Below are 24,846 nucleotides of genomic sequence, written 5' to 3'. Positions count from 1 at the left end.
TGAATGGCAGAAAGAAAGAGATTGAGCGATGAAAACCTACACCGATGGGCTGTATCACACCAAGATAACAACCAAAGTATCAGGCAACATCAAGCGCATGAACAAACGGCAGCTTGCTGAAATCAAGCCGCTGGCAGGTTTGATAGCGGCTGAATGTTTTGGTGCAAACCATATGCTTTCCACCCTGATTGACAACTTGGCAGACGGCCACGACCCCACCACCGTTTTAGAGCAGGCAAAGGCCGCCATTGAGCAACATCAACACCAAGCCGCCGCCTTTGCCGAAGCCATGCGTGAGCAAGAAGTTTTTTTAGCCAAGCTGGCTGCACAAACCGCCATACAGATAACAAAAGGGGCAGGCCATGAGCATTAACGCCGACACCATCCGCGCCGCTGCGCAACACCGCTGGCACGGTATCTTAACCGCGCTGGGTGTGCCGTCTGAAAGCTTGCGCAACCAACACCAGCCCTGCCCTGCTTGCGGTGGGATTGACCGCTTTCGTTTCGACGATAAAGACGGGCGAGGCACATTCATTTGCAGCCACTATGGCAATGGCGGCGGTGACGGTTTTCACTTGGTGATGCACCTGCTTGATTGCGACTTTGCCACCGCCCTGATTCATGTGGCTGGTGTTTTGGGTTTGATAGATGCCGCCCCGAAAGCAGAAATCGCCATTAAGGCCGAAAAGAAGCCCACAGAGCGCATTCAAGACAAACAGGTTAAGCTGGTGTCACTTTGGGGTAAATCGCAATCTATGAGCAAAATAGACCCCATAGCAGCCTATTTACGCGGTAGGGGCTTGGAGGCGGAAGACGATTTACCGCAAATGATACGTTATGCCGAATTGCCTTATTGGGTGCAGCTTGCAGACGGCAAATTCAAGCCGATAGGCAGACACCCCGTGATGCTGGCCGCCATCTGCAATCTTGACGGCGAGATACAGGGCTTGCACCAAACCTACCTGAAAGCAGCATGGGTTAAACCGATGGGTGACAACGGCCATCACACGCCCACATTCAGCAAACTGAATATTCATCACCCCGAAACAGGCGAAGAGATGCCCGCCAAGAAAATGCAGAGCCGCCATTCAGGCAGCCTGAAAGGCGCAGCGGTGCAGCTTTACCCGATGGACGAACAAGGCCGCTTGTGTGTGGCAGAGGGTATAGAAACCGCATTGGCGGCGCATGAGTTATTCGCCTTGCCCGTGTGGGCTTGTTTGAGCGCCAACGGCATGAAATCGCTGGTGTTGCCCGATGGCCTGCAAGAATTGCTGATTGTTGCCGACCACGACAGCCCTAGCCCCGTTGGCTACGAAGCCGCCCACAGCCTAGCCGTGCGAGCCATCAAGCAGGGCATCAAAGTGCGCATATGGCAGCCTGAAGAAGAAAACACCGATGCGCTGGACGAATTGAACAGACGTAAACGGCCAGCATGGGCAATCACGCAGCAGTTAAAGGCCGTCTGAAGACCACGAATAAACCCGGCAAGAAAAAGGCCGCCCGAAAAGTTTCAGACGGCCTTGAAAGCAGCATTCCCCCACAAAGGAAACACCATGAATACAAATGAAATTGTATCAGAAAACGCCAGCAAAAGCAGCGGCAAGCGCCCTGTGTTGATAGGCAGTATTGTAAAGGCGCCACAAGTCACCCCCGCCCGTGAAACGCTTGCAGACGGCATTAATGCAGCCGTTACAGAAGCCGAAAGCAAAGGCATGATAGACATTGCCGCCGAAACAGAGCCGTTTGCCATCCAGCCGCGCTATGTGTGCAATAACAAGGGCGTGTTTTACATTGGCGTGAAAACCGTTGACGGTGAAACGGTGGAAGCCGAGCCTATGCGCCTTGCCGACCCTATCGAGCTTGTGGGCAGCGGCACAGACGCAGGCGGCCATTATTACCGTGTGATTCAATACCGCGACAAGCTCACCCGCCAAAGCAAAACCGCCGCCATTCCCAGCGCCGACATTGGCAGCAATCAAGGCTTTCAGCGCTTGCAGTCGTGGGGCATCACCGTTTATTCAGGCAGGGCAAAGCGTGAGCGGCTGGCCGATTATCTGCAAACAGAGGGCAGCAAAGAGCGCTACACCATCACCAATAAAGCAGGCTGGCACGATGGCGCGTATATCCTGCCCAGCGGTGAAATCATCCAACCCGATAAGCAAGGCGGCAAGGTGATTTATCACGGTGATAAAAGCCAAGCCGCCGCTTATCAGCCATCAGGCAGCCTTGCAGAATGGCAGGCCGAAATAGCGCAATACGCAGCAGGGAATAGCCGCTTGTGCCTTGCGCTTGGTGTGGCTTTTGCAGCGCCCTTGTTGCCCTTAATCAAAGCAGAGAGCGGCGGCTTTCACCTGTATGGCGACAGTTCAGACGGCAAAACCACCGCCGCGCTGGTTTCGTTGAGTGTGTGGGCAAATCCCGAAGGCACTAAAGTCACATGGAAAGGCACAAGCCACGGCTTCGACAATTTGGCCGCCGCCCGAAATGACGGCTTGCTGGTGTTGGACGAAATCAGCCAAGCCAAACGCAACGTGATAGGCGACACCGTTTACAGCGTGATGAACGGCACCAACAAAATACAAGGCGCAAAAGACGGCGGTAATCGGGCATTGAGCCGCTGGCGCGTGTTGCTGCTTTCCACGGGCGAAAAAACACCCGAAGCCATTTTGCGTGACACAGAAGACTGGAACGCAGGCCACGCCACCCGTCTGCCGTCTATACCCGCCTTTGCCCGATACGGCATTTACGACACCTTGCACGGCCATGCAGGCGGGGCAGAATTGAGCGAACATCTGCAACAGGCCGCCGCCCACCACCACGGCACAGCAGGCCGCGCCTTTGTCTGCTTGATTGACGAAAACACCCCCGCCCAAACCAAAGAACGCATTAACGCCTTTATGGCTACCTTGCCCGAATTGGGCAGCGGACAAGCCCGAAGAGTGGCCTTGCGCTTTGCCCTTGTTGCCGCCGCTATTGAACTGGCCGCCCCTGTAACAGGCTTGCCCGCCGGTGTGGGCATGGCAGGTATCAAACAATGCTTTGACGCATGGCTGGCAAAAGCAGGCGCAGGCAAATTTGAAGACAGGCGGATTATTAAACAGGGTGTTGATTTTATGCAGTTATACGGTGATTCATTGCGGTTTATCGGCTGGAACAGCCAGCACCCCCACACCAATAACGGGCATGCAGGCTATCGCAAAGAAGCCGCCACCAAAGACGGCGAGCCGCAATACTGGATTATTCCCGCCGTGTTTGAAAGCGAAATCTGCCAAAGCTTCGAACCGCAAAAAGTCTGCACCGTCTTGCATGAAATCGGCTGGCTGGTAAAGCCAAGCGGGAAAGGCTGGAAGCAGAAGAAATACGGTAAAGGCCGCTTCTTCGTATTGGAGGGCATAGAGCCGCCCGAAACAGACGACAACCAAGCGCAATAACCGCCCCGCCGTTTCAGACGGCATCAAACCCAAACACCAGCACCGCCGCTGGTGTTTTTTTATCGACCGCCGCCAATCCTCGAAACAAGCGATTTAAGCCGCCTTTCCGTTCAGACGGCCTAAGCCCTACCCCCGCCATTAAATGCGCCCAAAACAGCCGCTTTACCGCCTTGCCGCCCAAATTAGAAAACAGACCAGAGATTCAGACGGCCACCAGTCAAAACCCAGTCAAGAAAACAGCCATGATTTCCAAATAGGAAACAATCAATAGAAAATAAGCCTGATTGTTGAATTTAAAAATTGCTACACGCGAGAAAAACGATTTTTAGGTTGGTATGGTTGGTATGATTGCTGTAAGCCTTTATCCATGCGGGTTTCGGCATGGCAACCTAACAAAATCTAGGTTGGTATGTGGTTGGTATGGTTGGTATGACTTTAAAATCAACAACTTAAAACATTCAAAAATAAACATACCAACCCATACCAACCATTCTTAATCATGGTTGCCATGCGGAAAGCCTTTATCCATGCGGGTTTCAGCGATTCATGGCAACATACCAACCATACCAACCACTTTTTCTATCCCTATACGGTGTTTTGGGTGAAAACAGTAAATTAATTCCCAAAACGGGAAAATGAGGGGTATAATTCCCAAAACAGGAAAGCGGATAAATGGAAATACTAGGCAAAGGCAAACTTGAGCAATTTAGGCGCAAACACCCCGATAGCAGGAAAGCCCTGACAAGATGGATAGCTGATGTAGAACGCGAAGACTGGCAGACCCCGCAAGACATTAAAGCCGTGTATCAATCCGCCGACTTCTTGGCAGGAAACAGAGTAATTTTCAACATACGCGGCAACCATTTCAGATTGATAGCCGTGGTTGTTTATGCGGCAGGGCGTTTGATTATCGAATGGGTAGGCACACACGCAGAATATGACAAGAAATCATTTTAGGAGAGAAACCATGACATACAGCCTGATTAAAACCGAAGCCCAAAACGAAGCCGCGCTAGAGCGCCTGCTTGAGCTTGGCAGCCAAAACGAAATGACCGAAGCCGAAGCAGAAGAATTTGAAATGCTGGCATTGTTGGTAAAAAACTACGAAGACAAGCACTACAAAATCGACACCAGCGAAGTTACCCCGCTGGATATTATTAAATTCCGCATGGAACAAAACGGCCTGACCGCCAAAGACATGACCGCCTATCTTGGCAGCCCGTCTAAAGTTTCCGAGGTATTGAGCGGCAAACGCCCGTTAAGCCTGACCATGATTAAAAAACTGCACAAGGGCTTGCACATCAGCGCCGATTTATTGCTGGAAGTATGAAGCGCCAGCAAAACAAGGCCGTCTGAACATTCAGGCGGCTTTCAATTTCGGATTTGATGTTAACATTCATCAACATTCGTGCAGCCTGTTGCGGTGCCGTTCTCTCGCTATACCCCGCCCGTATTGCCGCTTGCCTGCAAGCTTCGCAGAGCGACTTTCACCTCTTGGCAGCCCACCACTACCACCAGCCATCAAGCCACGCTAAAACACACTAAAACGGCTCTTTCATGGGGCTGTCTTTGCAAACAGCCCACCACCGCTTTCTAACGGGCATAGAAACCCTTACAATGTGAAGCAAACACCACACAGAAAATGCAGCATGAGCCGCCCCACCGAATTAACCGAAGCGCTGATAAAAATGGCCGCCCACTATGCCGATAGCGGCTTTTCAGAAAACAGCGAAGCCCTGCCCACCATCAGCGGGCTAGCCCTTTATCTTGGCAAGAGCAAAAGCAGCCTTGCCGCTTATGCCGACCAAAGCGAAGAAATGGCCGACATACTCGACCGCATCAAATGCCGCCAAGAAGTCATGCTGATTAACGGCGGCCTGCAAGGCGATTTCAACGCGGGTATTGCCAAGCTGATGTTGGCCAACCACGGCTACAACGAAAAGCAGGCTATCGACCACACCAGCAACGGCCACAGCATTAATTACAGCAACATGCCGACCGTTATCGAGTTTGTCGCCCCTGATTTTGAAGAATACACAGCATGGCGCGACCAAAAGCAGGAAAGCCCAGCATGACCCCTGCCGACATCCACGCCATCCGCCACCGCATCAAACTGCCACACAAGCACCCATTGCACACCACCACGCAGAAAGAGCTGGCCGAACTGATACAGGTATCACCCCAAACCATCGCCGCATGGGAAACAGGCAGACGCAAACCCAGCGGCGCGGCCAAAGTGTTATTGCAACTCTTAGCAGCGCATCCCGCCCTACTTTCAGAAATCAGCGGCAGCCAAAAAAAGCGCACTTGATACCGCCCCCGAAAAACCGCTATGATGGGTGTACCGATAAGGCGGCAACGGCAGTAAAAAAATACCCCTACCAAGCAGTTATGGGGTAATTCTTGGGGTAATATTTCCAATACCCAAAAAATGAAAATCAATAAAATCAGAAAGTTACGCCCTATTTCCCGTAGACCCCGCCTCCACCAGTTACCCTTCCAACCCCTTGGCCACCAAGGGGTTTTATTTTGCCCATTTCCACACAAACTATTCAGCTTTCTTCAAACACTGCACATTTTACTATACCGAATACCGAATTAAGCATTTTGATACCAAAGCAGGCGGTGACACTACCTACACTTTCCTTATTGCAAAACAGGGGCTTGCCAATCTCTGCTGGCGGAGAAGGATATGATCGCAGCCAAAATAATGCAAAACCGATAGCGCTTACTCAAATAAAACAAGGCCGTCTGAAAAGCTTTCAGACGGCCTTGTTTTATACTCATTCAAACAAAGTAAGTTGCCGAAGCGGCGAGCCGCAGACGGTTTGCACATGCGGCAAGGCAGGCCGGCAGCGCAGTCAGGTGATTTGTTTGAACAGGCATCACAGCATCGATGGGCTGCATGCTGCACAATCAGCAGGTTTGCCCGCGCTCGGGATAATCAGGCCTTGCCCAGCAAAGCGAGCGATACATTCCACAAGCGCTCGGCCAAGGCGGGGTCGAGTGCCCAGTGTGCCACCAGCGACATTTCGTCAAACGGGTTGCCGCTGGCGCGGACAATCGGTTCGGCTTCGTTGCAGTCGGCAAAATAGCGCCCGCTCACGCCCTCGAGCAGCGGTGAAGCGGCCACCAGCACGGAAGTGGCGGCGCCTTGTTGCGGGGTTTTCCAATATTCTTCCGGCGACACCAATTCGCCGCTGTGGCGTTGCAGATTGGTGTGAATCGCGCCGGGCATCACGGCGTTGGCAAAAATACCGTCGGCTGCCCAGCGGCGGGCAGCTTCTACGGCGAAGAGTGCGTTGGCACTTTTCGATTGGCCGTAAGCCGTCCAGGCATCGTAGGGGCGGATGTCGTATTGGATGTCTTCAAACACCACCGGGCTGATGTGGTGGCCGCTAGAGCTGAGCGACACCAGCCGTGCGCCCTCTTGCTTCATCGCCGGATGCAGGGCCAAAGCCAACGCGAAATGGCCCATGTGGTTGGTGGCAAACTGGCTCTCCCAGCCTTGCGGCGAGCGCGACAGCGGGCTGGCCATCACGCCGGCGTTGTTGATTAAAATATGCAGCGGCCCTTGCCAGGCGCGGGCGAGCGCTTCTACGCTGGCCAAGTCGCTCAAATCCAGCGCCATCACATGGATATTGGGGTTGCCGGTGGCTGCGGCCAAATCGGCGGCCACTTTCTGCCCGGCTTCGACATTGCGCACGGCAATGGTCACATCTGCGCCGGCCAGCGCCAGTGCGCGGGCGGTTTCGATGCCGATGCCGGAAGCGGCGCCGGTAATCAGCGCGCGTTTGCCGCCAAGGTTTACGTCTTTGATAATATCGTTGGCATCGGTGCGCATGCCGTAAGGGGTGGTGATGCGGGATTGGGTCATGTGATTACTCCTTGGATATAATATTAGTTTTCATTTCAGACGGCCTTAAGGCTACCTGAATAAAGTTGGCCAATTCAGGTTTGGCCGAAGCGTAGGTTGGGTTGATAAACCCAACGTTTCAGACGGCTTGTGGATTTGTTGGGCTTATCAACCCAACCTACCCGCTGGTTTTGCCGATCACCGCTTTCGGCTCTGATAATACTTTCAAACCGAACACGCCTTGCGTGGATGTGTATTGCCGCTTTGTAAAAGTGGGGGGCATTTTCCCAACCGGGCAGTAAGTCGGAAAACAAGTGAAATGCCGTCTGAAAGCCAATCTATCTTCAGACGGCCTTTTCATTTCCACCGCCTAATAAACGGGGGATTGGTTTTACCCAATCACCACTTCCCGCTCTCCGGTAACATCGTACATTTTAATCTGCACATTTCGGGCTTTTTGCAAGCCTTTTTCAGCGAAGGCTTTGAGTGACGCTTGTTTTAAATGCGCGTCCAACGCTGCTTGACTCTGCCATTTTTCCAGCAGCGTAATCTGCGTTGTGTCGGCATCTTGCGCGGCAAGGGCAAAGCTGTAATAAAGACAGCCGTTTTCTTGGCGGGTGGCGGCTTCAAGCGACAAAATATCGGCTTTCAGCGCTTGATAATCCGCCGTATTAAATTCAACAGAACCGGCAACAATAATCATGGTTGTTCCTTTTTCAGATTAGCGGGCAAGAATGCCCCTAGTTAATTAAGCCATTTACCCGATCACGGCTTTCGGCTCTAAAAACGCTTCCAAACCGAACACGCCGTATTCGCGCCCTACGCCTGATTGCTTGAAGCCGCCAAACGGTGCCAGCGGGTCGTGCAGCACATTGTTGATGCACACGCGGCCGGCGTCGATGTGCTTGGCCAGCTCATACGCGCGGTTTTTGTCGGCCGAGGTGATGTAGGAGCACAGGCCGTAAGGCGTGTCGTTGGCAATCTTGATGGCGTCGGCATCATCTTCATAGGGGATGATACACAGCACCGGGCCGAAGATTTCTTCTTGGGCAATGCGCATTTTGTTGTTCACATTGGTGAAAATGGTGGGTTTCACAAAATTGCCTGTTTCCAGCCCTTCGGGTTTGCCCAAGCCGCCGGTGAGCAAGGTGGCACCCTGCTCGATGCCGCTGTGGATATAGCCTTGAATGGTTTCCCATTGTTTGCGGCTCACCATCGGGCCGATGTTGACGCTTTTGTCTTTCGGGTCGCCCACTTTCACCGCTTGCTCGATGGTGGCTTTGGCAATGGCGTTCACTTCGTCCAAACGCTTGGCCGGCACCAGCAGACGGGTGGCGGCGGCGCAGGCCTGGCCGCTGTTGAGGTAGGCGGCGAAAATGGCTTTGGGAATGGCATCGGCAAAGTCGGCATCGTCCAGAATAATGTTGGGCGATTTGCCGCCCAATTCGAGCGTAACGCGTTTCATGGTGTCGGCCGCGCCCTTGGCAATGGTTTTGCCCACGCCGGTGGAGCCGGTGAAGCTGATTTTGTTAACATCAGGGTTGACGGTGAGCTCATTGCCCACCACGGGGCCGGTGCCGTGCAGGATATTGACCACGCCTTTGGGAATGCCGGCTGCATGGATGCATTCCATCATCACCTGGGTTTGCTGGGCAGAAAGCTCGGCGGGCTTGATCACCACGGTGCAACCGGCGCCGATGGCTGAGGCCACTTTGGTGCAGATAAAGCCGTTGCTCATGTTCCACGGAATAATAATGCCCACCACACCTGCCGCTTGCAGGCGCACTTTGGAATGGCCTGCTTTGGGCTCGAAGTCGAAATCTTTCACCACGCCGGCCATTTCTTTGAAATCATCAATGCTGTAGGGCATGATCATTTCCACAAATGCCGAAGCGCCGCCGTATTCATCCACCATCACATCAATCAAATCCTGCTCGCGTGCTTTGAGCGCGGCATGCAGTTTTTCCAAATAGCCGATGCGCTCTTCTTTGCTGGTTTGCGAAAAGGTTTTCAGCGCTTCTTTGGCGGCCGCAATGGCTTTGCGGGTGTCCATTTCATCGGCCAGGCGCACATCGGCCACTTTTTCATTGCTCACCGGGCTGAATAAATCCATGATTTCGCTGCCGTGCGGGGTAACGAATTCGCCGTTGATATAAATTTTATCCAAATGTTTCATGATGTTTCCTGCTTGATGGTTATCTGAATCTACGCTGTTGCGTGCCAGCATGCAACACGCTTTAGCGGGGCAAACCGTTAGCGGTTTTCCACCCAATCTACCAACAATTTGCGCTCGGCAAACAGCCATTTGCCGTTTTGTTTCACAAACACATCTTCGTAGCGCATAGCGGCCACCATCAGCTTTTGTACGCCCTCTTCCACGCTTAAATGGTGGGCGATGCAATAAGAATAACCGCGTGCCCGCTCGGTGCTGTCGAACCAAACGCTGTTTTGGCCGTTAAAGTGCATCTTGGCCTGATAATGCGTGAGCGCTTCAAACACCGGCACCAAATTGGCGCGGCCTTTCACCGTTTGCGTGGGCGTGGCGGATTTGGCATCCATATACACCACGTAATCAGTGTCTTCGGTAAACAAGGCTGCCTGCGCCTGAGGGTCGGCCTGATCAGCGTAATAGGCGTAATGGTCGATCAAATCACGGATGGCGAGCCTATCGGCCATTTCTTGCAGTGAAAATTCAGTCATTTTCATTTCCTCTTAGATGTTTTTGGACATCAGACATTGGTTAACGCGGCCAATCCTGCTTTGGCCACTTGCATATCCTGCTCGGCGGTGACGCCTGAGGCGCCGATGGCACCGGCGATTTGGCCGTTCACCAGCACCGGCAGGCCGCCGCTCAGAGAAGTGACCAAGGGTGCGGAGAGAAAAGCGTTTCTGCCGCTGGCCACAATGTCTTCAAACAATTTGCTCTCAAAGCCGCTGATGGCAGCGGTTTTGGCTTTTTCTTGTGAGAATACGGCATTCATCGGCGCGGTGTTGTCCAGCCGCGTCATCGCCAGCAAATGGCCGCCATCGTCCACAATGCTGATGGCCACCGGCCAGCCGTGTTTTTTGGCTTCTGCAACGGCGGCGGCCATCATCAGCGCGGTTTCGTGTTCGCTCAAAATCGGTTTGGTTTTCATGGTTTACTCCTGTGTGGGCCTAAAGCCGGTTTTGCCTGCAAAAGCCACCGATTCGGCCAGCGCTTTTTGCGCGGCTAACGTGGCGACATTATGGGCATAAGCTTGCTCCAACGTGGCGAAGGTGTCCACCCCCAAAGCGGTGCGCAGCGGCGGCGCCGGCAGTTGGGTTAAATGGTAAATCACGGCGGCGATTTTTTGCGGATCGCCGGCAATATTGTCTTCGCCGTATTGCTCGATATAGCGGCGCACTTGGCCGACGGTGCTGTCGCGATAAGCTTCTGATTCTTCGGTCCAGTTTACATTGGTGATGAAATCGGTTTTCATCGAGCCGGGCTCAACGATAAGGGTGTTGATGCCAAAGCCCGCCACTTCCTGCGCCACGGTTTCGGCAAAGCCTTCGAGGCCGAATTTGGCGGCATGGTATAGGGCGCCGCCGGGAAAGCTCACACGACCGCCCACGCTGGTGATATACACAATCGCGCCGCTTTTTCTGGCGCGCATGGCCGGCAGAAAGGCGCGGGTGAGGTAAATCGGCGACACTAAATTCAGGTCGAGCTGCTGCTGGATTTGCGCTTCACTCAATTCTTCCATCGCGCCCAAAATCGCGCCACCGGCGTTGTTGATCAACACATCGGCGTCTTGATGACGGGCGGCCACGGCGGCGATTTCGCCGATTTGGGTGACATCCAGTTTTTCCGCAATCAAGCGGCCGCCGGATTGCGCCGCCAAATCGGCCAACGCCTCGGGGCGGCGCACGGCGGCCACCACGGTGTGGCCTGCGCTTAGCACGGCTTTAACCAATTCGATGCCCAAGCCGCCCGAGGCGCCGGTGATAAAATATTTTTGCGACATGCTGCACTCCTGTGATGAAGCGGTGGATGAAGCATGCAGTATAGATTTGAAAAATGAAAAATAAAATAAGCCCGCATTGCACAAATTCATGCAATAAATCGCACAATGCCGTCTGAAAGCGAGCGGAAAAGATGCAAGGTGCGCGCATGCTTGTTTCATGCGGCTTGGCGCGGCATGCTTTCGCAACAATCAGCACTAAACAACTCGCTGCGGGCATAGATTTTTCAAGTAAAACGTTGCAAGGCTGTGTTTGCCTCAACCGCACCGTTGCGTTGTTTCCCATCAGCAGAGTGGCGCTGACATCCATTCAAAAAAGTAAGCTCACAAGGCGGGGCAACGCTGTCAGTATTTTTCGGATGGTTATGGTGCCTATTTTTTTTCCACAAAACCGCATTGCAAACGGGATAAACCAGCAGATAAACACAATAGATTGTGCAGATTTATTTATTAATGAAACAGGCCGTCTGAAAACTTTCAGACGGCCTGTACGTTAATCATTATCCGCTCAAGTCGGCAGCAAATACACTTTCACTTTTTGCCCCGCTTCCACCACGCTGCCTGCGGGCACTTCACACAAGGCATTGGCATGCGCGCAGGTGCTGAGCATGGCCGAGCCTTGGTTGGGCAACAGGGTGGCCACGGTGTCGCCCGCTTCATTGATGCCCACTTCCACACGCAGAAATTCGCGCCGTTTGATGGCTTTGCGGGTGCTGAAAGCTGCCGTGGCGCTGATGGCCGGCATGCGCCAATAGCGCGCCTCTTTGCCCATTAATTTATTAAGCACGGGAAAAAGCAGCATATGGGCGGTAACGAAAGTGGCCACGGGATTGCCGGGCAACACAAACACTTTGGCCGAGCCTATGCTGCCCCAGGCGAAAGGCTTGCCCGGCTTGATGGCAATGCTGTGCTCGATGAGGGTGCCGGCGTTTTGAATCGCTTGTTTGAGGTAATCGGCCTCGCCCACCGAAGCGCCGCCGCTGGTGATGATGACATCGAATTTTTTCGCGGCAAAGCCCAGCGCGGCTTCGGTGCGTGCCAAGTCATCGGGCAAAATGCCGCCGTCCATCACTTGCGCACCGCGCGTTTGCAGCCAAGCCATCAATTGGAAGCGGTTGGCATCATAAATTTTGCCTTCGGCCAAAGGCTCACCCGGCTCGATGATTTCGTTGCCGCTGGAAAACACAATCACTTTGAGTTTGCTGTAAACGGGCACGTTTTTATAGCCTTGCGATGCGGCCAGGCCGAGCGCGGCGGCGTTGAGCTTGCTGCCTTGGGCAAGCAATTCCTGCCCGGTTTGGATTTCTTCTGCCTTCAGTCGCATATGTTGCCCCGGCTCGATATCGGCGGCCACATGCAAGTGTTCGCCCCGGCATTCGGTTTGCTCTTGCGCCACCACGGCGGTGGTGTTGGGCGGCAGCGGTGCGCCGGTGAAAATGCGGGCGGCTTGGCCTTGTTGCAGCGGCGCGGCGCTGCCCTCGCCCGCCTGCGTGCGGCCGACCACGGTAAATTCTTTCAGACGGCCTTCGTGATCACACACGGCATAACCATCCATGGCGCTGTTGTCAAACATCGGGCTGGGGTATTGCGCAGCCAGCGGCGCGGCCAAAATGCGGTTGGCCGCCTCGGCCAGCGATAAATTGGCGCTGGCGAGCGTGCATGAGTGGGTGTCGAGCAATTGTTGGCGCGCAAGGTCGAAATCTAGCATGAGGGGTTTTCCATATCTTGTGGTGAGTTGTAATTGGCGAAATCGGCTTCGTGCTTGAAATGCACGGCGCGGGCGCGTTGTTGCTGCAACCAGCCGCGTATGGTACGTGCACCGGCGTTGAGATAGGAAATGGTGGCCGGCAGCAATTGCGGCCGCACGAAAATCACGCTGTAGTGCGGCTGCGCATCGGTTTGGGCATAAAACGCGCTGCACAAGGGCGATTTTTGTGCCGCCGCCAAAAATACGGCCACCAAATCGCGCGGCAGTTTCGGTGTGTCGCACGGCACAATCAACAGCCATTCTGCGCTGGCCAGCTGAAAATCGCTGGCGGCGGTGCACAAAGCGGCCAAAGGCCCCAAATGCTGCCATTGGCGCGCATCGGCAAACACATGCGGGCTGCGCCGGGCATATTGCTCGAGGTTGCGGTTGGCGCTGATGGCGATGTGCGCCACCTGCGGGCGGATGCAGTCGATCACATAATCAACAAACGCGCGCCCTTGCCAGAGCACCAGCCCTTTGTCGGCGCCGCCCATGCGGCTGCCCTGCCCGCCGGCCAAGATTAAGGCATTGATTTTCATGCGCCGCCATCCCATTGCGCAGCCGCTTTCTGATCGCTTATCTTGGCCTCCACCCAATGCTGGCTGCCGTCGATAAAGCGCTCCTGTTTCCAGAAAGGCGCTTCGGTTTTCAGATAATCCATCAAATATTCGGCGGCGGCAAAAGCGGCTTTGCGGTGGGCAGATGCAGCCAACACCAACACAATCTGCTCATCGGCAGCCAAAAGGCCCACACGGTGGATCACCGTGCAGGCGGTGAGCGGCCAGCGTGCGGCTGCTTCGGCAACAATGCGCGCAATTTCCGCTTCGGTTACTTCCGGAAAATGCTCCAGATAAAGATGCGCCAGCGGGATAGCGGTGTCGCGGTCGCGCACCAGCCCGCTGAAGGCCACTACCGCGCCGATATTGCACCCTTGCGCCAGCAGGGCTTCGTATTCGGTTTGCAGATGAAAATCCGCACTTTGCACGCGTATATCGGGCTGCATGGCTATCCTCCTGTTACCGGTGGCAAAAAGCCCACTTCGGCACCATCGGGCACGGTATCGTGCCATTGGCTGATTTTTTTATTGATCACCAGCCGGAAAACATTGCCGTCTGAGAGCGCATCGGCCCATTCGCCGCCGCGCGCCTGCAAAAGTGCGCGCAAATCGGCACCGCTGCCGCCTTGCCATTCAAGGGTTTCTTCAGCCGTGTTAAGGCGCTGCTTGAGCACGCCGAAATATAAAATTGTAATCATGTCTGCTTGCCGTGGCCGTCTGAAAACGGTTATCCATCACATAAAGAAAGGCTGCGCGCCCTGCCCGAAGGCAGCGTGGCGCAATGAGTATCGTTGTTGACGATAGTGGCAGAATTCTACACCAAAACCCAGCCCATTTCGGCGGATGCAGCCTTATCCTTTAGGCGGATTGTGCCTAGCTCCTGCAAATGGTACTTTAGAACTAGCCATTCTGATTGATTCCGCATGAACAAACCGCTTATCCGCCGCTACGGCAGCAGCCTCTCTTCCCGCCTCAAGCTACTCACCTGCTTATGGGTGGGCGCTGCGCTTTTCTCGATTGCCTTCACGCTGGTGCTTTCCTGGCGGCTTGAAGGTGCCGGTGCCGCCATCAACGATGCCGGCAGCCTGCGCATGCGCACTTACCGGCTGGCTTATTCGGTGTCGCAGGCCGACAGCGCCGCCATCGCCCCGCAAATCGAAGCCTTTGAAACCACGTTGCACAATATTGAAAAAGGCGACCCGCAGCGCCCCTTGTTCCTACCCGACCGCCCCGAAATCCACGCCAAAATGCAGGCACTTATCGGCCATTGGCATCAGCAAATCAAACCGGTGCTCGCTAGCGGTCAATCGCCCGACAGCGCACAATTGCGCTCTTTTGTGGCGCTGATTGATGATTTTGTGCGCTCAGTGGAAAACGTGAATGCGCGCAACACCGAATGGCTGCGCCTTTTTCAGACGGCCTTGATGGTGATGGTGCTGGTGGGCGCAGGCGTGATGGTGGTGTTGCTTTATTTGTGGGTAATCCGGCCGTTGGATATTTTGCGCAGCGGCATGCAGGCCATTCGCCGCGGCGAATTCGGCGCGCAAGTGGCCACGGGCGACACCGCCGAATTTGCCCAGCTCAACGATGGCTTCAACCGCATGAGCACCCACCTCAAAACACTCTACACCAATCTCGAAGGTCAAGTGGCGCTGCAAACCCGCAATCTCGAGCAGAAAAACCACGAGCTCGACACGCTCTACCAAACCGCCCGCGATCTGCACCAAACCCGCACGCCGGCTGCCGCCGCCGAAAATTTCCTCGCCCGCGTGCTGCCCGAAGTGGCCGCCGCTGCCGGCAGCGTGCGCTTGCTCGATTTTGCCCGCAAACGCATGGATTTGGTGGCCAGCATCGGCCTGCCCGAAAAAATCCAAAGCGCCGAGCAATGCGAGCACCTCGAAGAATGCTTGTGCGGCAAAGTTGCCCAGCAAGAAAGCGATGTGCGGCCGGTGCATTTTTTCAACACCCACGAAACCACCAGCATGCCGACCTTGTGCGAGCGGCTGGGCTTCGATGGCGTGGCCGTGTTCCACATCCGCTATAAAGAGCAGGAAATCGGCATTTTCACGCTTTATTTTTCAGACGGCCGCCAATTGAAAAGCAGCGACACCGAAATTCTACATGCCTTGTGCGACCAACTCGGCGTGGCCATCGCCAACATCCGCCTGGCCGAAGAGAGCAAGCAGCTGGCGGTTTTGCAGGAGCGCAACCTGATGGCGCAAGGCCTGCACGACAGCATCGCCCAAACGCTCACTTTTCTAAACCTGCAAGTGCAGATGCTCGAAGGCGCCGTGCAGGCAAACGAGCGCGAGCAAGTGCAGGAGAATCTTAACTTTATCCGCGAGGGCGTGCAGGAATGCTATGACGATGTGCGCGAATTATTGCTCAATTTCCGCACCAAAATCAGCAAAAAAGAATTCCCCGAAGCCGTGCAGGCCTTGGTAAAGCGCTTTGAACAGCAAACCCAGATTGCCGTCAACACCCATTGGCACGGCCACGGCTATGCCTTGAGCAGCGAAGAGCAGCTGCAAGTGATTTTCATTTTGCAAGAAAGCCTCTCCAACATCCGCAAACACGCGCAGGCGCACAGCGTGGAAATCGATATTGTCAACGAGCAGGATTTCACCATGCGCATCGCCGACAACGGCCAAGGATTTGACACAGGCCGTCTGAAAAACCTTTCGGGCGAACACGTGGGGCTGGGCATCATGCACGAGCGCGCCCGTCGCATTCATGCCGAGCTTGCGGTACAATCCGAGCCACTACACGGCACTACCATCACCCTGATGCTGCCGCACCATAAGAGAACCGCCACATGAGCCACATCAAAATAGCGCTAATCGACGACCACACCCTCTTTCGCAGCGGCATCAAAGCCCTGCTCTCGCGTCAAAACGATTTCGAAGTGATCGGCGAAGCCGCCGACGGCCTCAGCGGCGTGAAGCTGGTGGCGCAAACCCGCCCCGACATTGTGCTTTTGGATCTCGACATGCCGGTGATGAACGGGCGCGAAGCGCTGGCACAGATTCTCAGCGCCCACCCCGAGCAAACCGTGGTGATGCTCACCGTGTCGGAAGACAGCGACGACCTCACCGAATGCATGCGCCTCGGCGCGCGCGGCTTTCTGCTGAAAAACATCAACGCCGATTTCCTGCTCGACAGCATCCGCAAAGCGGTGGACGGCGACAATGTGTTTTCCCCCGAAATGACCGCCCGACTGGTGCAATCGCTGATTTCCCCCGCCGCGCCGCCGAAAAACAATGCACTCTCCAGCCTCACCCCGCGCGAGCTGGAAATTCTGGGCTATCTGGCTGCCGGCCACAGCAACAAAGTGATCGCCCGCCGCCTCGATTTGGCCGAATCCACCATCAAAGTGCATGTGCAGAATATCTTGCGCAAGCTCGAGCTGAGCAGCCGCGTGCAGGCGGCCGTGTATGCCGTGCAACACAAAGTGCCGCAGCCGGATTAAGGCTTGCCCGCACTTCAGCCGCAAGCCGGATCGTGGGTAGAAAAGCCCGTTTGACAGGTGAAATGCACAACAAGATGGCACACCTTGTGCACATTTTCAACACAATAGCCACGCACGCGTTTTTCATTCCACAACAAAATAAAGGCCGTCTGAAAGATTAATGTTTCAGACGGCCTTTATTTTTAGCACTAAAAAACCGACATCATCTGCTTTAAACGCATGCATCCTGATGCCGAACAAACCGCGGTTTCTTATTGGCTTTCGCTGCAATATCACAAAAACCCAAACGGCTGCCCGTGCCATGCCGGTTTATACCCATTCAAAAAAGTAAGCTAATACCAATTCTAAAAAATAACCTTACAAAATAAAAACAGTTCGGCGGCATCATCCGCGTAGGTCGGATTCTTGAATCCGACATTTGACCAACGGCCAAAGCGATGTGCGTGCCTTGTTCTGCGAACAAGTGTCGGATTCGAGAATCCGACCTACAGGCTGCCTATTTGTATATTATTTTTTTGAATTGGTATAACAAGGCGGCGAGCCGCAGACAATACAACTATCGTGGAATGCAAGAAAAAGTGACACAACAGGTAGGGTGCGTTGAAAACCCAACAAGCCCACAGGCCGTCTGAAACGTTGGGTTTATCAACCCGATCTATTCCGTTATAGAGCATAGTTTTGTATCACTTTTTCTTGCATTCCACTATAGTACGGCAAGGCGAGCCAACGCAGTTAGGTTATTTTTTTGGATTGGTATGATTTATTTGAATGGGCATAAAACTTTTCAGACGGCCTGTACAAAACAAAAGCCCGCAGCATATTGCAGCGGGCTTTTGTTTTGCAGCCTATGCTTTAGCGCTCGCGCAGGGCTTGTTTCATGCGGGTGATCGGTTTGATTAGGTATTGGAAGACGGTTTTTTCACCGGTTTTCACATCCACCGTGGCCACCATGCCCGGGATAATCGGCATGTCTTTGCCGTTTTTATCTTTCAGGCTATTGCTGTCGGTTTGCACCAAAATGCGGTAATACACTTGGTTGGGATCAAGCTTCAAATCATTGGCGCGCGGCTGGTTGTTGTTGCTCATGGTGTCGGGGCTGATGAGCGTTACCTTGCCGTCGAGGCCGCCATAAATCGCGTAATCATAAGCGCTGATTTTCACCACCGCAGGCAGGCCGGGGCTCATAAAGGCCACGTCTTGCGGGCGGATATAGGCTTCAACCAATAATTTATCGTCCAGCGGCACAATGGTGAGGATATCCTGCCCCACATTCACCACGCCGCCCACAGTGTTGATTTCGATGTTTTTCACAATGCCGCGCATCGGGGCGCGTATCAGCGAGCGGTCGACCGGGTCGGCGCGCATGGCCATATTTTCTTTGGCTTGAGCCAATTCGGATTCGGCCTGCACCAATTCGTTGTTGGCATCGGCCATATAGCGGTTGCGCCGCTCGGCGATTTGCAAAGCCAAATCGCTCGATTCGCGTTGCATACGCAAAAGCTCCACTTCGGAAACCACGCCTTGAGCCACCATCGGGGCGGTGATGCTGATTTCTTTATCCAGCGTGGCTTTGCTGATGCTCAATCCTTGAATCGCGTCCACAACGGCGCGGCGGCGCGCCACAAAAGCCGCATGTTCGCGCTGTTTCAATTCGTTGCTGATGCCTTTGGGAAAGCTCAATTCGGTGCCGTAGGCTTCTGCCTTGAGCCGTGCCACCATGGCTTCAAGGTTTTGCACTTTGGCTTCGCTCTCGCGCCAGATGGCAGAGCTGCGGGTGTCGTCCAGCTTGAGCAAAATTTGGTCTTTTTCTACAATTTCGCCCTCTTTCACCTTCATTTCCATGATGATGCCGGGGTCGATGCTTTGCACCACCTGCTCGCGGCTGCTCGGTATCACATTGCCTTGGCCGCGGGTAACTTCTTCAATCGGGCTGTTATACGCCCAAATAACGAACACCACCAAAAAGATGAAAAAAAGCATGATCACCCAAAATTGTCCGCTGTGCTTTTCTTTTTGCAAAGCGGCATTGAGGTCGTTGACCAATGCAAGATCTTTGGATTTAACGTTGTTTTCGCTGCTCATAATGTTTGGCTACCTTACTTTATTGCTTTCAGGCCGTCTGAACCGGCTCTTGGTTTATTGTATCCGGGCGGCTTAGCCGGCCGCGCCTGCCTGCGGTGCCGGCACTTGCGCGGCGGCAGCCGGTTTGGCGGATTGGGCTTCGTTTTGCATCAGCTTTTGCAGCACCAAATCGCGCGGGCCGTCCATCACCACTTTGCCGTTGTCCATCACGATAATGCGGTTAACGATTTGCAAAACCTGCGGGCGGTGGGTTACCACCACCATGGTTTTGTCTTTGCTCCATTGCGCCACAGCATTCAAAGCCATGCGTTCGGTGGCCTGATCCAAGCCGGTGGTGGGTTCGTCCAGCAGCACCACTTTGGGATGGCGCAAAGTCATGCGCGCCAAAGCGATAATCTGTTTTTGCCCGCCCGACAAACCCAAGCCGTCTTCGCCCAAGGGCATATCGAGGCCGCGCGGGTGGTTGCGGATGATGCGGTCGAGGCCGAAGCGCTTTAAGGCCGCCAGCAATTCCTGATCTGTGGAATAGCCGTCAAAGCGCGCCAAATCCATGTTTTCACGCAAAGTGCCCAAAAACAGGCGCGGCTGCTGGCTCAGCAACACCACTTCGCTGCGCAGGAAATTCGGGTCGAGCTGGCGCATATCCACGCCATCCAGCGTGATGTTGCCTTTGGCCGAATCATAAAGGCCGCTGGCAAGCTTGAGCATGGTGGATTTGCCGCTGCCGATGCGGCCGAGCACGCCCACTTTTTCACCGGGGCGGATATTGAGCTTTAAATCGCTCACGGCTGCGCCGGTTTCTTCTTGATATTGAAAAGAAACATTATCGAAAGCAATGCCGCCTTCCACACGGTCAAGCGTGATGTATTTGCGCTCAGGGTCGCGCTCAATCGGCCGCTGAACGATATTGTTCACTCCTTCGAGCGCCAACTTCGCCTGTTGGAAGCGCGTGGCCAAACCGGCAATCTGCGACAAAGGCGAAAGCGCGCGGCCGGATAAAATCACGGCGGCAATCAGCGCACCCATGGTGATGCGCTCGGCCGGGTTTTCGGCATGAATGAGATAAGTGCCGAGCAATACCAAGCCCACGGTATTGAGTTGCTGCATACCGATGGTAAAGTTAATCATAAAATTGCTGGTATCTTTCACCTTGATTGAGGCTGCTGAAGTTTTGGCGGTGTATTCATCCCAACGTTGCTGCGCCCATGAAGTGGCATTATTGGTTTTCAGGGTTTCGATACCTTCAATGGCTTCCACGGCCAGCCCGGAGCGTTGCGACGATTCTTTCATCGATTCGTTGATGTGGCGCGAAAGCGGGCGCTGCACCAAAAAGCCGACAATAATCACAATCGGAATGATGGTGAGCGGAATCAAAGCCAGCTTGCCGCCGATAATCGCAATCACGGTAACAAACAGCAGCAAAAACGGTAAATCCACCAAGGTGAGCAAGCTGGCGCTGGTCATAAATTCGCGCACGGCTTCAAATTCGCGCAAATTGTTGGCATAAGATCCGGAAGAAGCCGGCCTATCGGCCAGGCGCAGCGCCAACACGCGGCGAAACAGCGCCGAGCTGATAATCAGATCGGCCTTTTTGCCCGCGATATCGGTGAGATGGCCGCGTATCATTTTGGCGGCAAATTCAAAAGCAATGGCCAAAAACACACCGATGCTCAGCACCCACAGCGTTTCATAAGCTTGGTTGGGAATCACGCGATCGTAAACGTTCATCACATAGAGCGAGCTCACCAAAGCCAAGAAATTGATGATAAACGTGGCCAAAATCACCTGATAGTAATAGCTGCGAAAGCGCCAAATCACTTTCCAAAACCATGATTTGGGCAAATGGTATTCAGGCAGCTCCGAGCGGGCATCCGATACCATTTTCGGTTTGATAAACCAGCAATAGCCCAAATACAAAACCGACAATTGCGCATAATCGAGCTCTTGCGCCAATCCATCGGTTTGGCGGATATGGTATTTGCGCGCCCGCCCCACCCCTTCTATCTTGGTGACAACCGCCGCCTCTTCGTTGTGCAGAATCAGCACCACCGGCACGGCCAGCGAAGGAATATCTTCCAGGCTGCGCTTGGACAAAGTGTTTTCAAAACCGTGGCTGCGCAACACTTCAACCAAGGAATGAAAATTGACGTTGAGTTTTTTGTCCCGCACCACTTCTGCCGACAAGGCCGCTTCCGATACGGGTGCGCCCAGCAGACGGGTGGTTAATGCAATGTGTTCGATTATAGATTTCATGATAACGATTCAATTCAGATTTAAATAATTATTTCTCTTGCACCACGCCCGCCCAATTGGCCACTTGCGACTGGGCAACCAAATAATCCAATGCGGCATCGCGAAAATCATTACGCGCACTCACATATTCCTGCTCGATGCCGGCCAATTCCGTGTAAGCACCCAACACATCCGTTAAGGTGCGGCGCGCGATTTTGAATTGCAGCTCATAAGCTTTCACCACTTCTTTTTGCGCCACAATATGTTGCGCGGTGATGTCGGAGCGTTGCTCGCTTTGCGCCATATCGATTTCGGCAGTTTGCGACTTTTCAGCCACTTCCCGCACAATCTGATCCAATTTTGATTCGGCGGCAATCAAGGTTTCGGCATTTTTGGCCACGTTGTAACGTGCCGCCATATCCAGCACATTCCACGACATATTCACATAAAGCTCGCGTGTTTCGCGGCTGGCATTGCCCTCCAGATTCACCGAAGGCATTCTTGCCGCTTTGGCAACGGCCAATTCTTCGTTGGCACTTTCGCGCTCAGCCTGTTGCGCCAAATATGAAGGGTTGATGCCGTTGTCGTCATTTTTAAAACGGCGCACCAGGGATACGGCCGATTCGCTGCGGAACGGATCTTGCAGATCATCGGCACTCAAGCGGCTGCCGGTATATTTAGATAAGCGGCTCAAGGCCAGCTCCATGGTGCGGGTTTGTTGGGAAATATTGGTTTCAACCTGCAATTGGCGCGCTCTGGCTTCAATCAGCTCCGAGCGGCGGCCGCCGTCATACTTCACAATCACGCTTAAATCTTTTAATAAATTATTATGGCGGCTGAGGCTTTGGCGGTTGATTTGCAGCGATTCTTTTGCCCGCAGGGCGGTGAGATAAAGCTTGCCGATGGTGCTGCCCAGCTGCTCCTGCGTTTCGAAATATTTGTATTTTTGATAGATTTCTTTTTGCTTGTCGCGACGCACTGAGGCGCTGATGCCGCCCCAAGAATAGAGGTTGAGATTGCCCCTCACCCCCAAGCCGTCATCTTTATCGTTGCTGGCATATTTGTGCTTTTGCGCCAAAACACTGGTGCCGGTGAGGGTCAGCACCGGATAATGGCCTGCCTGTGTGGCTTTGGTGGTGCTTTTGGCCGCATTTTCCATGGCGCGGGCTTCCAACAGCGCCGGATCGGCAATCAGTGAATGCTTCAGAATATCTTTCAATTCTTTCGCAGCAAGAGGTGGTGCAGCAAAAAGAAACAATGCCGAGATAATCGCACATCGTTTCCATAATCCGCCCGTTTTAAATAAATGCTTTTGCATGTTTACACAACTTAAATATTATTGGTTTTGCCCATGGCACGCCGGACAAGCTTTACCCGTTGATTTCAGTGAGTGGCAGTAGTGATGGAGCCAGCATAACATCAAGCCGGCATTATCCGCTTGTCTTAAGATAAATGGTAGATATTATCTACTGAAAGTATGTAAAAATAAAAATTACCACTTCATTGACTATTCCAATGCAATAATTTTTAGCGATTGCCATAAAAAATCCCACTGAACCAAACAGTGGGATTCACATATTGCAACCCGCTTAGCGTTTTTTACCGGTAACGGTGGCCACAGCCAAGTTTGAGCCGCGTTTCAAAGAAACGCTTTCCACGCCTTCCGGGAATTTAATGTCGGACAAGTGCAGAATATCGCCGGCAACCACTTTGCCGCAATCCAGATCCAACGCAGCAGGCACGTTTTTGGGCAGGGCAATCACTTCAACAGAAGCGTTGAGCATAGACACACGACCGCCTTGCAGCTTAACCGCTTGCGAATTTTCAGCGTTGATTACATGCAGCGGCACGCGGATTTTCAGCGGCTTGTCGGCTTCAACGGCTTGGAAGTCGATATGCTGCACTTCTTGACGGAACGGATGCATTTGAAAATCGCGCACAATCACGTCTTGGGTTTTGCCGTTGAGGGTCAGTTTAATCAATTCGGTGTGGAAAGATTCTTTTTCAATCGCGTAAAACACGGTTTTGTGATCGACAGCAATTGCAACCGGCTCTTGACCTTCACCATACAGCACGGCGGGGGTTTGGCCTTCGCGACGCAGGCGGCGGCTCGCACCAGTGCCCTGTGCTTCGCGAACGGTAGCTTGAATTTCGTATGACATATTAAATACTCCAAATAAACAGAAAAAGTCGTCATCGGCCGCGACCAGCTTGAGACGACAGGTTTTACGGCAAATACATATTGCCGATCGTTAGCAAATCTTCATTGAAAAGATAAGAAACAGATTCTTCATTGCTGATGCGGCGCACGGTTTCGGCGAGCAGCCCGGCAATGGTCACTTGGCGGATGCGGCCGCAATTGAGCGCCTCTTCCGACAAGGGAATGGTATCGGTGACCACCACTTGATCTATATCTGATGAAGCGATGCGCGACACGGCCTCGCCGGAAAACACCGGGTGGGTGGCATAAGCCAGCACGCGCGAAGCGCCACGCGCTTTGAGCGCAGAAGCGGCTTTGCACAAGGTGTTGGCGGTATCGATCATATCATCGACAATCAGGCAGGTGCGGTCTTGAATATCGCCGATAATATTCATCACTTCGGCCACATTGGCTTTGGGGCGGCGTTTATCGATAATCGCCAAATCCACATTCAGCACTTTGGCCACGGCACGGGCGCGCACCACACCGCCGATATCGGGGCTGACCACGGTCAGGTTTTCGATGCGCTGCTGTTGGATGTCGTTAATCAAAATCGGGGTGGCATAAATATTGTCTACCGGCACATCAAAAAAGCCTTGAATCTGGTCGGCATGCAAATCCACAGTCAACACGCGGTCGATACCGGCCGAATAAAGCATATTGGCCACCAGCTTGGCCGAAATCGGCACTCGCACAGAGCGCGGGCGGCGGTCTTGGCGGGCATAGCCGAAATAGGGAATCGCGGCGGTGATGCGGCCGGCCGAAGCGCGTTTCAGCGCATCGGCGATGGTGAGGATTTCCATCAGATTATCGTTGGTAGGTGCGCAAGTGGGCTGCAAAATAAACACATCACGCCCGCGTACGTTTTCCAGCAACTCAATGGCCACTTCGCCGTCTGAAAACTTGCTCACCGAGGCATTGCCCAATGAGATATCCAAATGTTTCACCACGCGTTGTGCCAATTCCGGATTGGCATTGCCGGTAAACACCATCAAACTATCGTATGCAGCCATATCTTCATCACCTGGATTGGTATAGTGTTTTGTTTCAGGAAACATATGCGCTTCCCTTTCATCTGCGCCTGACGCCGAGGTGCCCATTATACGCACCCAAGCTTTGCAGCACAAAGCCGCATCCCTCATTTTTATGCAGATGTGGCGAAAACGTAATAAAAGCGTGCAAGTGAACTTACACGCTTTTATCTGGCTGGGGAGGAAGGATTCGAACCTTCGCATGCTGGAATCAAAATCCAGTGTCTTAACCGCTTGACGACTCCCCAAAACTGGG

Annotated in this window: 26 protein-coding genes and 1 tRNA gene; 10 read left to right on the top strand and 17 right to left on the bottom strand. The window is 53.6% G+C overall.

Annotated features, from left to right (window positions below):
• Nucleotides 1-28 precede the first annotated feature (28 nt).
• From LVJ78_RS05315 to LVJ78_RS05295, 5 genes are all read left to right on the top strand, one after another.
• The gene (locus tag LVJ78_RS05315) at nucleotides 29-373 is read left to right on the top strand and encodes a hypothetical protein (RefSeq protein ID WP_132952460.1); all 345 of its coding nucleotides are present in this window, start codon (nucleotides 29-31) and stop codon (nucleotides 371-373) included.
• The gene (locus LVJ78_RS05310) at nucleotides 363-1,466 is read left to right on the top strand and encodes a toprim domain-containing protein (protein WP_132952462.1); all 1,104 of its coding nucleotides are present in this window, start codon (nucleotides 363-365) and stop codon (nucleotides 1,464-1,466) included. The genes LVJ78_RS05315 and LVJ78_RS05310 overlap by 11 nt, the downstream gene beginning before the upstream one ends.
• A gap of 87 nt (nucleotides 1,467-1,553) precedes the next feature.
• Nucleotides 1,554-3,431, top strand: a complete 1,878-nt coding sequence (locus LVJ78_RS05305; protein WP_243650316.1) for a DUF927 domain-containing protein — start codon at nucleotides 1,554-1,556, stop codon at nucleotides 3,429-3,431.
• Nucleotides 3,432-4,103: 672 nt separating this feature from the next.
• A complete protein-coding gene (locus tag LVJ78_RS05300) occupies nucleotides 4,104-4,388 on the top strand; it encodes a type II toxin-antitoxin system HigB family toxin (RefSeq protein ID WP_132952464.1) in 285 nt (94 codons plus the stop codon).
• A 10-nt stretch (nucleotides 4,389-4,398) separates the two neighbouring features.
• A complete protein-coding gene (locus tag LVJ78_RS05295; RefSeq protein WP_132952466.1) occupies nucleotides 4,399-4,761 on the top strand; it encodes a helix-turn-helix domain-containing protein in 363 nt (120 codons plus the stop codon).
• Here LVJ78_RS05295 and LVJ78_RS12515 read toward each other — a convergent pair.
• A complete protein-coding gene (locus LVJ78_RS12515) occupies nucleotides 4,733-4,885 on the bottom strand; it encodes a terminase small subunit (RefSeq protein ID WP_132952541.1) in 153 nt (50 codons plus the stop codon). The genes LVJ78_RS05295 and LVJ78_RS12515 overlap by 29 nt on opposite strands.
• A gap of 195 nt (nucleotides 4,886-5,080) precedes the next feature.
• Between LVJ78_RS12515 and LVJ78_RS05290 the strand changes: the two genes are divergently transcribed.
• A complete protein-coding gene (locus LVJ78_RS05290; protein ID WP_132952468.1) occupies nucleotides 5,081-5,506 on the top strand; it encodes a terminase small subunit in 426 nt (141 codons plus the stop codon).
• Nucleotides 5,503-5,742 (top strand): helix-turn-helix domain-containing protein, encoded by a 240-nt coding sequence (locus LVJ78_RS05285; RefSeq protein ID WP_132952470.1) that lies wholly within the window; start codon nucleotides 5,503-5,505, stop codon nucleotides 5,740-5,742. The genes LVJ78_RS05290 and LVJ78_RS05285 overlap by 4 nt, the downstream gene beginning before the upstream one ends.
• 633 nt (nucleotides 5,743-6,375) lie before the next feature.
• On the opposite strand, the gene LVJ78_RS05280 is transcribed toward LVJ78_RS05285, so the two are convergent.
• The 6 genes from LVJ78_RS05280 to LVJ78_RS05255 all read right to left on the bottom strand — a co-directional run bounded on the left by LVJ78_RS05280 (nucleotide 6,376) and on the right by LVJ78_RS05255 (nucleotide 11,276).
• Nucleotides 6,376-7,308, bottom strand: coding sequence for an SDR family NAD(P)-dependent oxidoreductase (locus LVJ78_RS05280; RefSeq protein WP_132952472.1), 933 nt, complete (start codon nucleotides 7,306-7,308; stop codon nucleotides 6,376-6,378).
• Nucleotides 7,309-7,678: 370 nt separating this feature from the next.
• The gene (locus tag LVJ78_RS05275; protein WP_132952474.1) at nucleotides 7,679-7,990 is read right to left on the bottom strand and encodes a putative quinol monooxygenase; all 312 of its coding nucleotides are present in this window, start codon (nucleotides 7,988-7,990) and stop codon (nucleotides 7,679-7,681) included.
• Nucleotides 7,991-8,044: 54 nt separating this feature from the next.
• Complete coding sequence (locus LVJ78_RS05270; protein ID WP_132952476.1) at nucleotides 8,045-9,463, bottom strand: aldehyde dehydrogenase family protein; 1,419 nt, start codon at nucleotides 9,461-9,463, stop codon at nucleotides 8,045-8,047.
• A gap of 77 nt (nucleotides 9,464-9,540) precedes the next feature.
• The gene (locus LVJ78_RS05265) at nucleotides 9,541-9,987 is read right to left on the bottom strand and encodes a nuclear transport factor 2 family protein (protein WP_132952478.1); all 447 of its coding nucleotides are present in this window, start codon (nucleotides 9,985-9,987) and stop codon (nucleotides 9,541-9,543) included.
• Nucleotides 9,988-10,016: 29 nt separating this feature from the next.
• On the bottom strand, nucleotides 10,017-10,424 hold the full coding sequence (locus tag LVJ78_RS05260) for a GlcG/HbpS family heme-binding protein (RefSeq protein ID WP_132952480.1): 408 nt from the start codon (nucleotides 10,422-10,424) through the stop codon (nucleotides 10,017-10,019).
• A gap of 3 nt (nucleotides 10,425-10,427) precedes the next feature.
• The gene (locus tag LVJ78_RS05255; RefSeq protein WP_132952482.1) at nucleotides 10,428-11,276 is read right to left on the bottom strand and encodes an SDR family NAD(P)-dependent oxidoreductase; all 849 of its coding nucleotides are present in this window, start codon (nucleotides 11,274-11,276) and stop codon (nucleotides 10,428-10,430) included.
• Nucleotides 11,277-11,407: 131 nt separating this feature from the next.
• Here LVJ78_RS05255 and LVJ78_RS05250 point away from each other — a divergent pair, with 131 nt between their 5' ends.
• Entirely contained in the window at nucleotides 11,408-11,770 is a 363-nt protein-coding gene (locus LVJ78_RS05250) for a hypothetical protein (RefSeq protein ID WP_132952484.1), read from the top strand.
• A gap of 11 nt (nucleotides 11,771-11,781) precedes the next feature.
• On the opposite strand, the gene LVJ78_RS05245 is transcribed toward LVJ78_RS05250, so the two are convergent.
• The 4 genes from LVJ78_RS05245 to LVJ78_RS05230 are packed head-to-tail and all read right to left on the bottom strand — an operon-like array spanning nucleotide 11,782 to nucleotide 14,274.
• A complete protein-coding gene (locus LVJ78_RS05245) occupies nucleotides 11,782-12,981 on the bottom strand; it encodes a molybdopterin molybdotransferase MoeA (RefSeq protein ID WP_132952486.1) in 1,200 nt (399 codons plus the stop codon).
• The gene (mobA, locus tag LVJ78_RS05240; protein ID WP_132952488.1) at nucleotides 12,975-13,559 is read right to left on the bottom strand and encodes a molybdenum cofactor guanylyltransferase MobA; all 585 of its coding nucleotides are present in this window, start codon (nucleotides 13,557-13,559) and stop codon (nucleotides 12,975-12,977) included. The genes LVJ78_RS05245 and mobA overlap by 7 nt, the downstream gene beginning before the upstream one ends.
• Nucleotides 13,556-14,023 carry a molybdenum cofactor biosynthesis protein MoaE gene (locus LVJ78_RS05235; RefSeq protein WP_132952490.1) on the bottom strand — a complete coding sequence of 156 codons (468 nt, stop codon included), beginning with the start codon at nucleotides 14,021-14,023 and terminating at the stop codon, nucleotides 13,556-13,558. Before LVJ78_RS05235 ends, mobA begins: the two co-directional genes overlap by 4 nt.
• Before the next feature lie 2 nt (nucleotides 14,024-14,025).
• Nucleotides 14,026-14,274, bottom strand: coding sequence for a MoaD/ThiS family protein (locus tag LVJ78_RS05230; RefSeq protein ID WP_132952492.1), 249 nt, complete (start codon nucleotides 14,272-14,274; stop codon nucleotides 14,026-14,028).
• A 225-nt stretch (nucleotides 14,275-14,499) separates the two neighbouring features.
• Here LVJ78_RS05230 and LVJ78_RS05225 point away from each other — a divergent pair, with 225 nt between their 5' ends.
• Nucleotides 14,500-16,395, top strand: coding sequence for a type IV pili methyl-accepting chemotaxis transducer N-terminal domain-containing protein (locus tag LVJ78_RS05225; protein WP_132952494.1), 1,896 nt, complete (start codon nucleotides 14,500-14,502; stop codon nucleotides 16,393-16,395).
• Complete coding sequence (locus LVJ78_RS05220) at nucleotides 16,392-17,045, top strand: response regulator (protein ID WP_132952496.1); 654 nt, start codon at nucleotides 16,392-16,394, stop codon at nucleotides 17,043-17,045. Before LVJ78_RS05225 ends, LVJ78_RS05220 begins: the two co-directional genes overlap by 4 nt.
• Before the next feature lie 852 nt (nucleotides 17,046-17,897).
• On the opposite strand, the gene LVJ78_RS05215 is transcribed toward LVJ78_RS05220, so the two are convergent.
• From LVJ78_RS05215 to LVJ78_RS05190, 6 genes are all read right to left on the bottom strand, one after another.
• Nucleotides 17,898-19,127: an HlyD family type I secretion periplasmic adaptor subunit gene (locus tag LVJ78_RS05215; RefSeq protein WP_132952498.1), complete on the bottom strand. Its 1,230-nt coding sequence runs from the start codon at nucleotides 19,125-19,127 to the stop codon at nucleotides 17,898-17,900.
• Between the two features lie 72 nt (nucleotides 19,128-19,199).
• The gene (locus tag LVJ78_RS05210; RefSeq protein WP_132952500.1) at nucleotides 19,200-21,380 is read right to left on the bottom strand and encodes a type I secretion system permease/ATPase; all 2,181 of its coding nucleotides are present in this window, start codon (nucleotides 21,378-21,380) and stop codon (nucleotides 19,200-19,202) included.
• Nucleotides 21,381-21,408: 28 nt separating this feature from the next.
• Nucleotides 21,409-22,677, bottom strand: coding sequence for a TolC family protein (locus tag LVJ78_RS05205; protein ID WP_132952502.1), 1,269 nt, complete (start codon nucleotides 22,675-22,677; stop codon nucleotides 21,409-21,411).
• Between the two features lie 271 nt (nucleotides 22,678-22,948).
• The gene (locus LVJ78_RS05200; RefSeq protein ID WP_132952504.1) at nucleotides 22,949-23,521 is read right to left on the bottom strand and encodes a 50S ribosomal protein L25/general stress protein Ctc; all 573 of its coding nucleotides are present in this window, start codon (nucleotides 23,519-23,521) and stop codon (nucleotides 22,949-22,951) included.
• A gap of 64 nt (nucleotides 23,522-23,585) precedes the next feature.
• Nucleotides 23,586-24,572 carry a ribose-phosphate pyrophosphokinase gene (locus tag LVJ78_RS05195; protein WP_132952543.1) on the bottom strand — a complete coding sequence of 329 codons (987 nt, stop codon included), beginning with the start codon at nucleotides 24,570-24,572 and terminating at the stop codon, nucleotides 23,586-23,588.
• Nucleotides 24,573-24,762: 190 nt separating this feature from the next.
• Nucleotides 24,763-24,838: transfer RNA gene (locus tag LVJ78_RS05190), tRNA-Gln, on the bottom strand.
• Nucleotides 24,839-24,846: the final 8 nt, after the last annotated feature.

Origin of the sequence: Uruburuella suis, from assembly GCF_022870845.1 — a bacterium.
GTDB classification, from domain to species: Bacteria; Pseudomonadota; Gammaproteobacteria; order Burkholderiales; family Neisseriaceae; genus Neisseria; species Neisseria suis.
The sequence above is the reverse complement of the archived record's forward strand: the minus strand, read 5'-3'. Positions and strand labels throughout refer to the sequence as shown.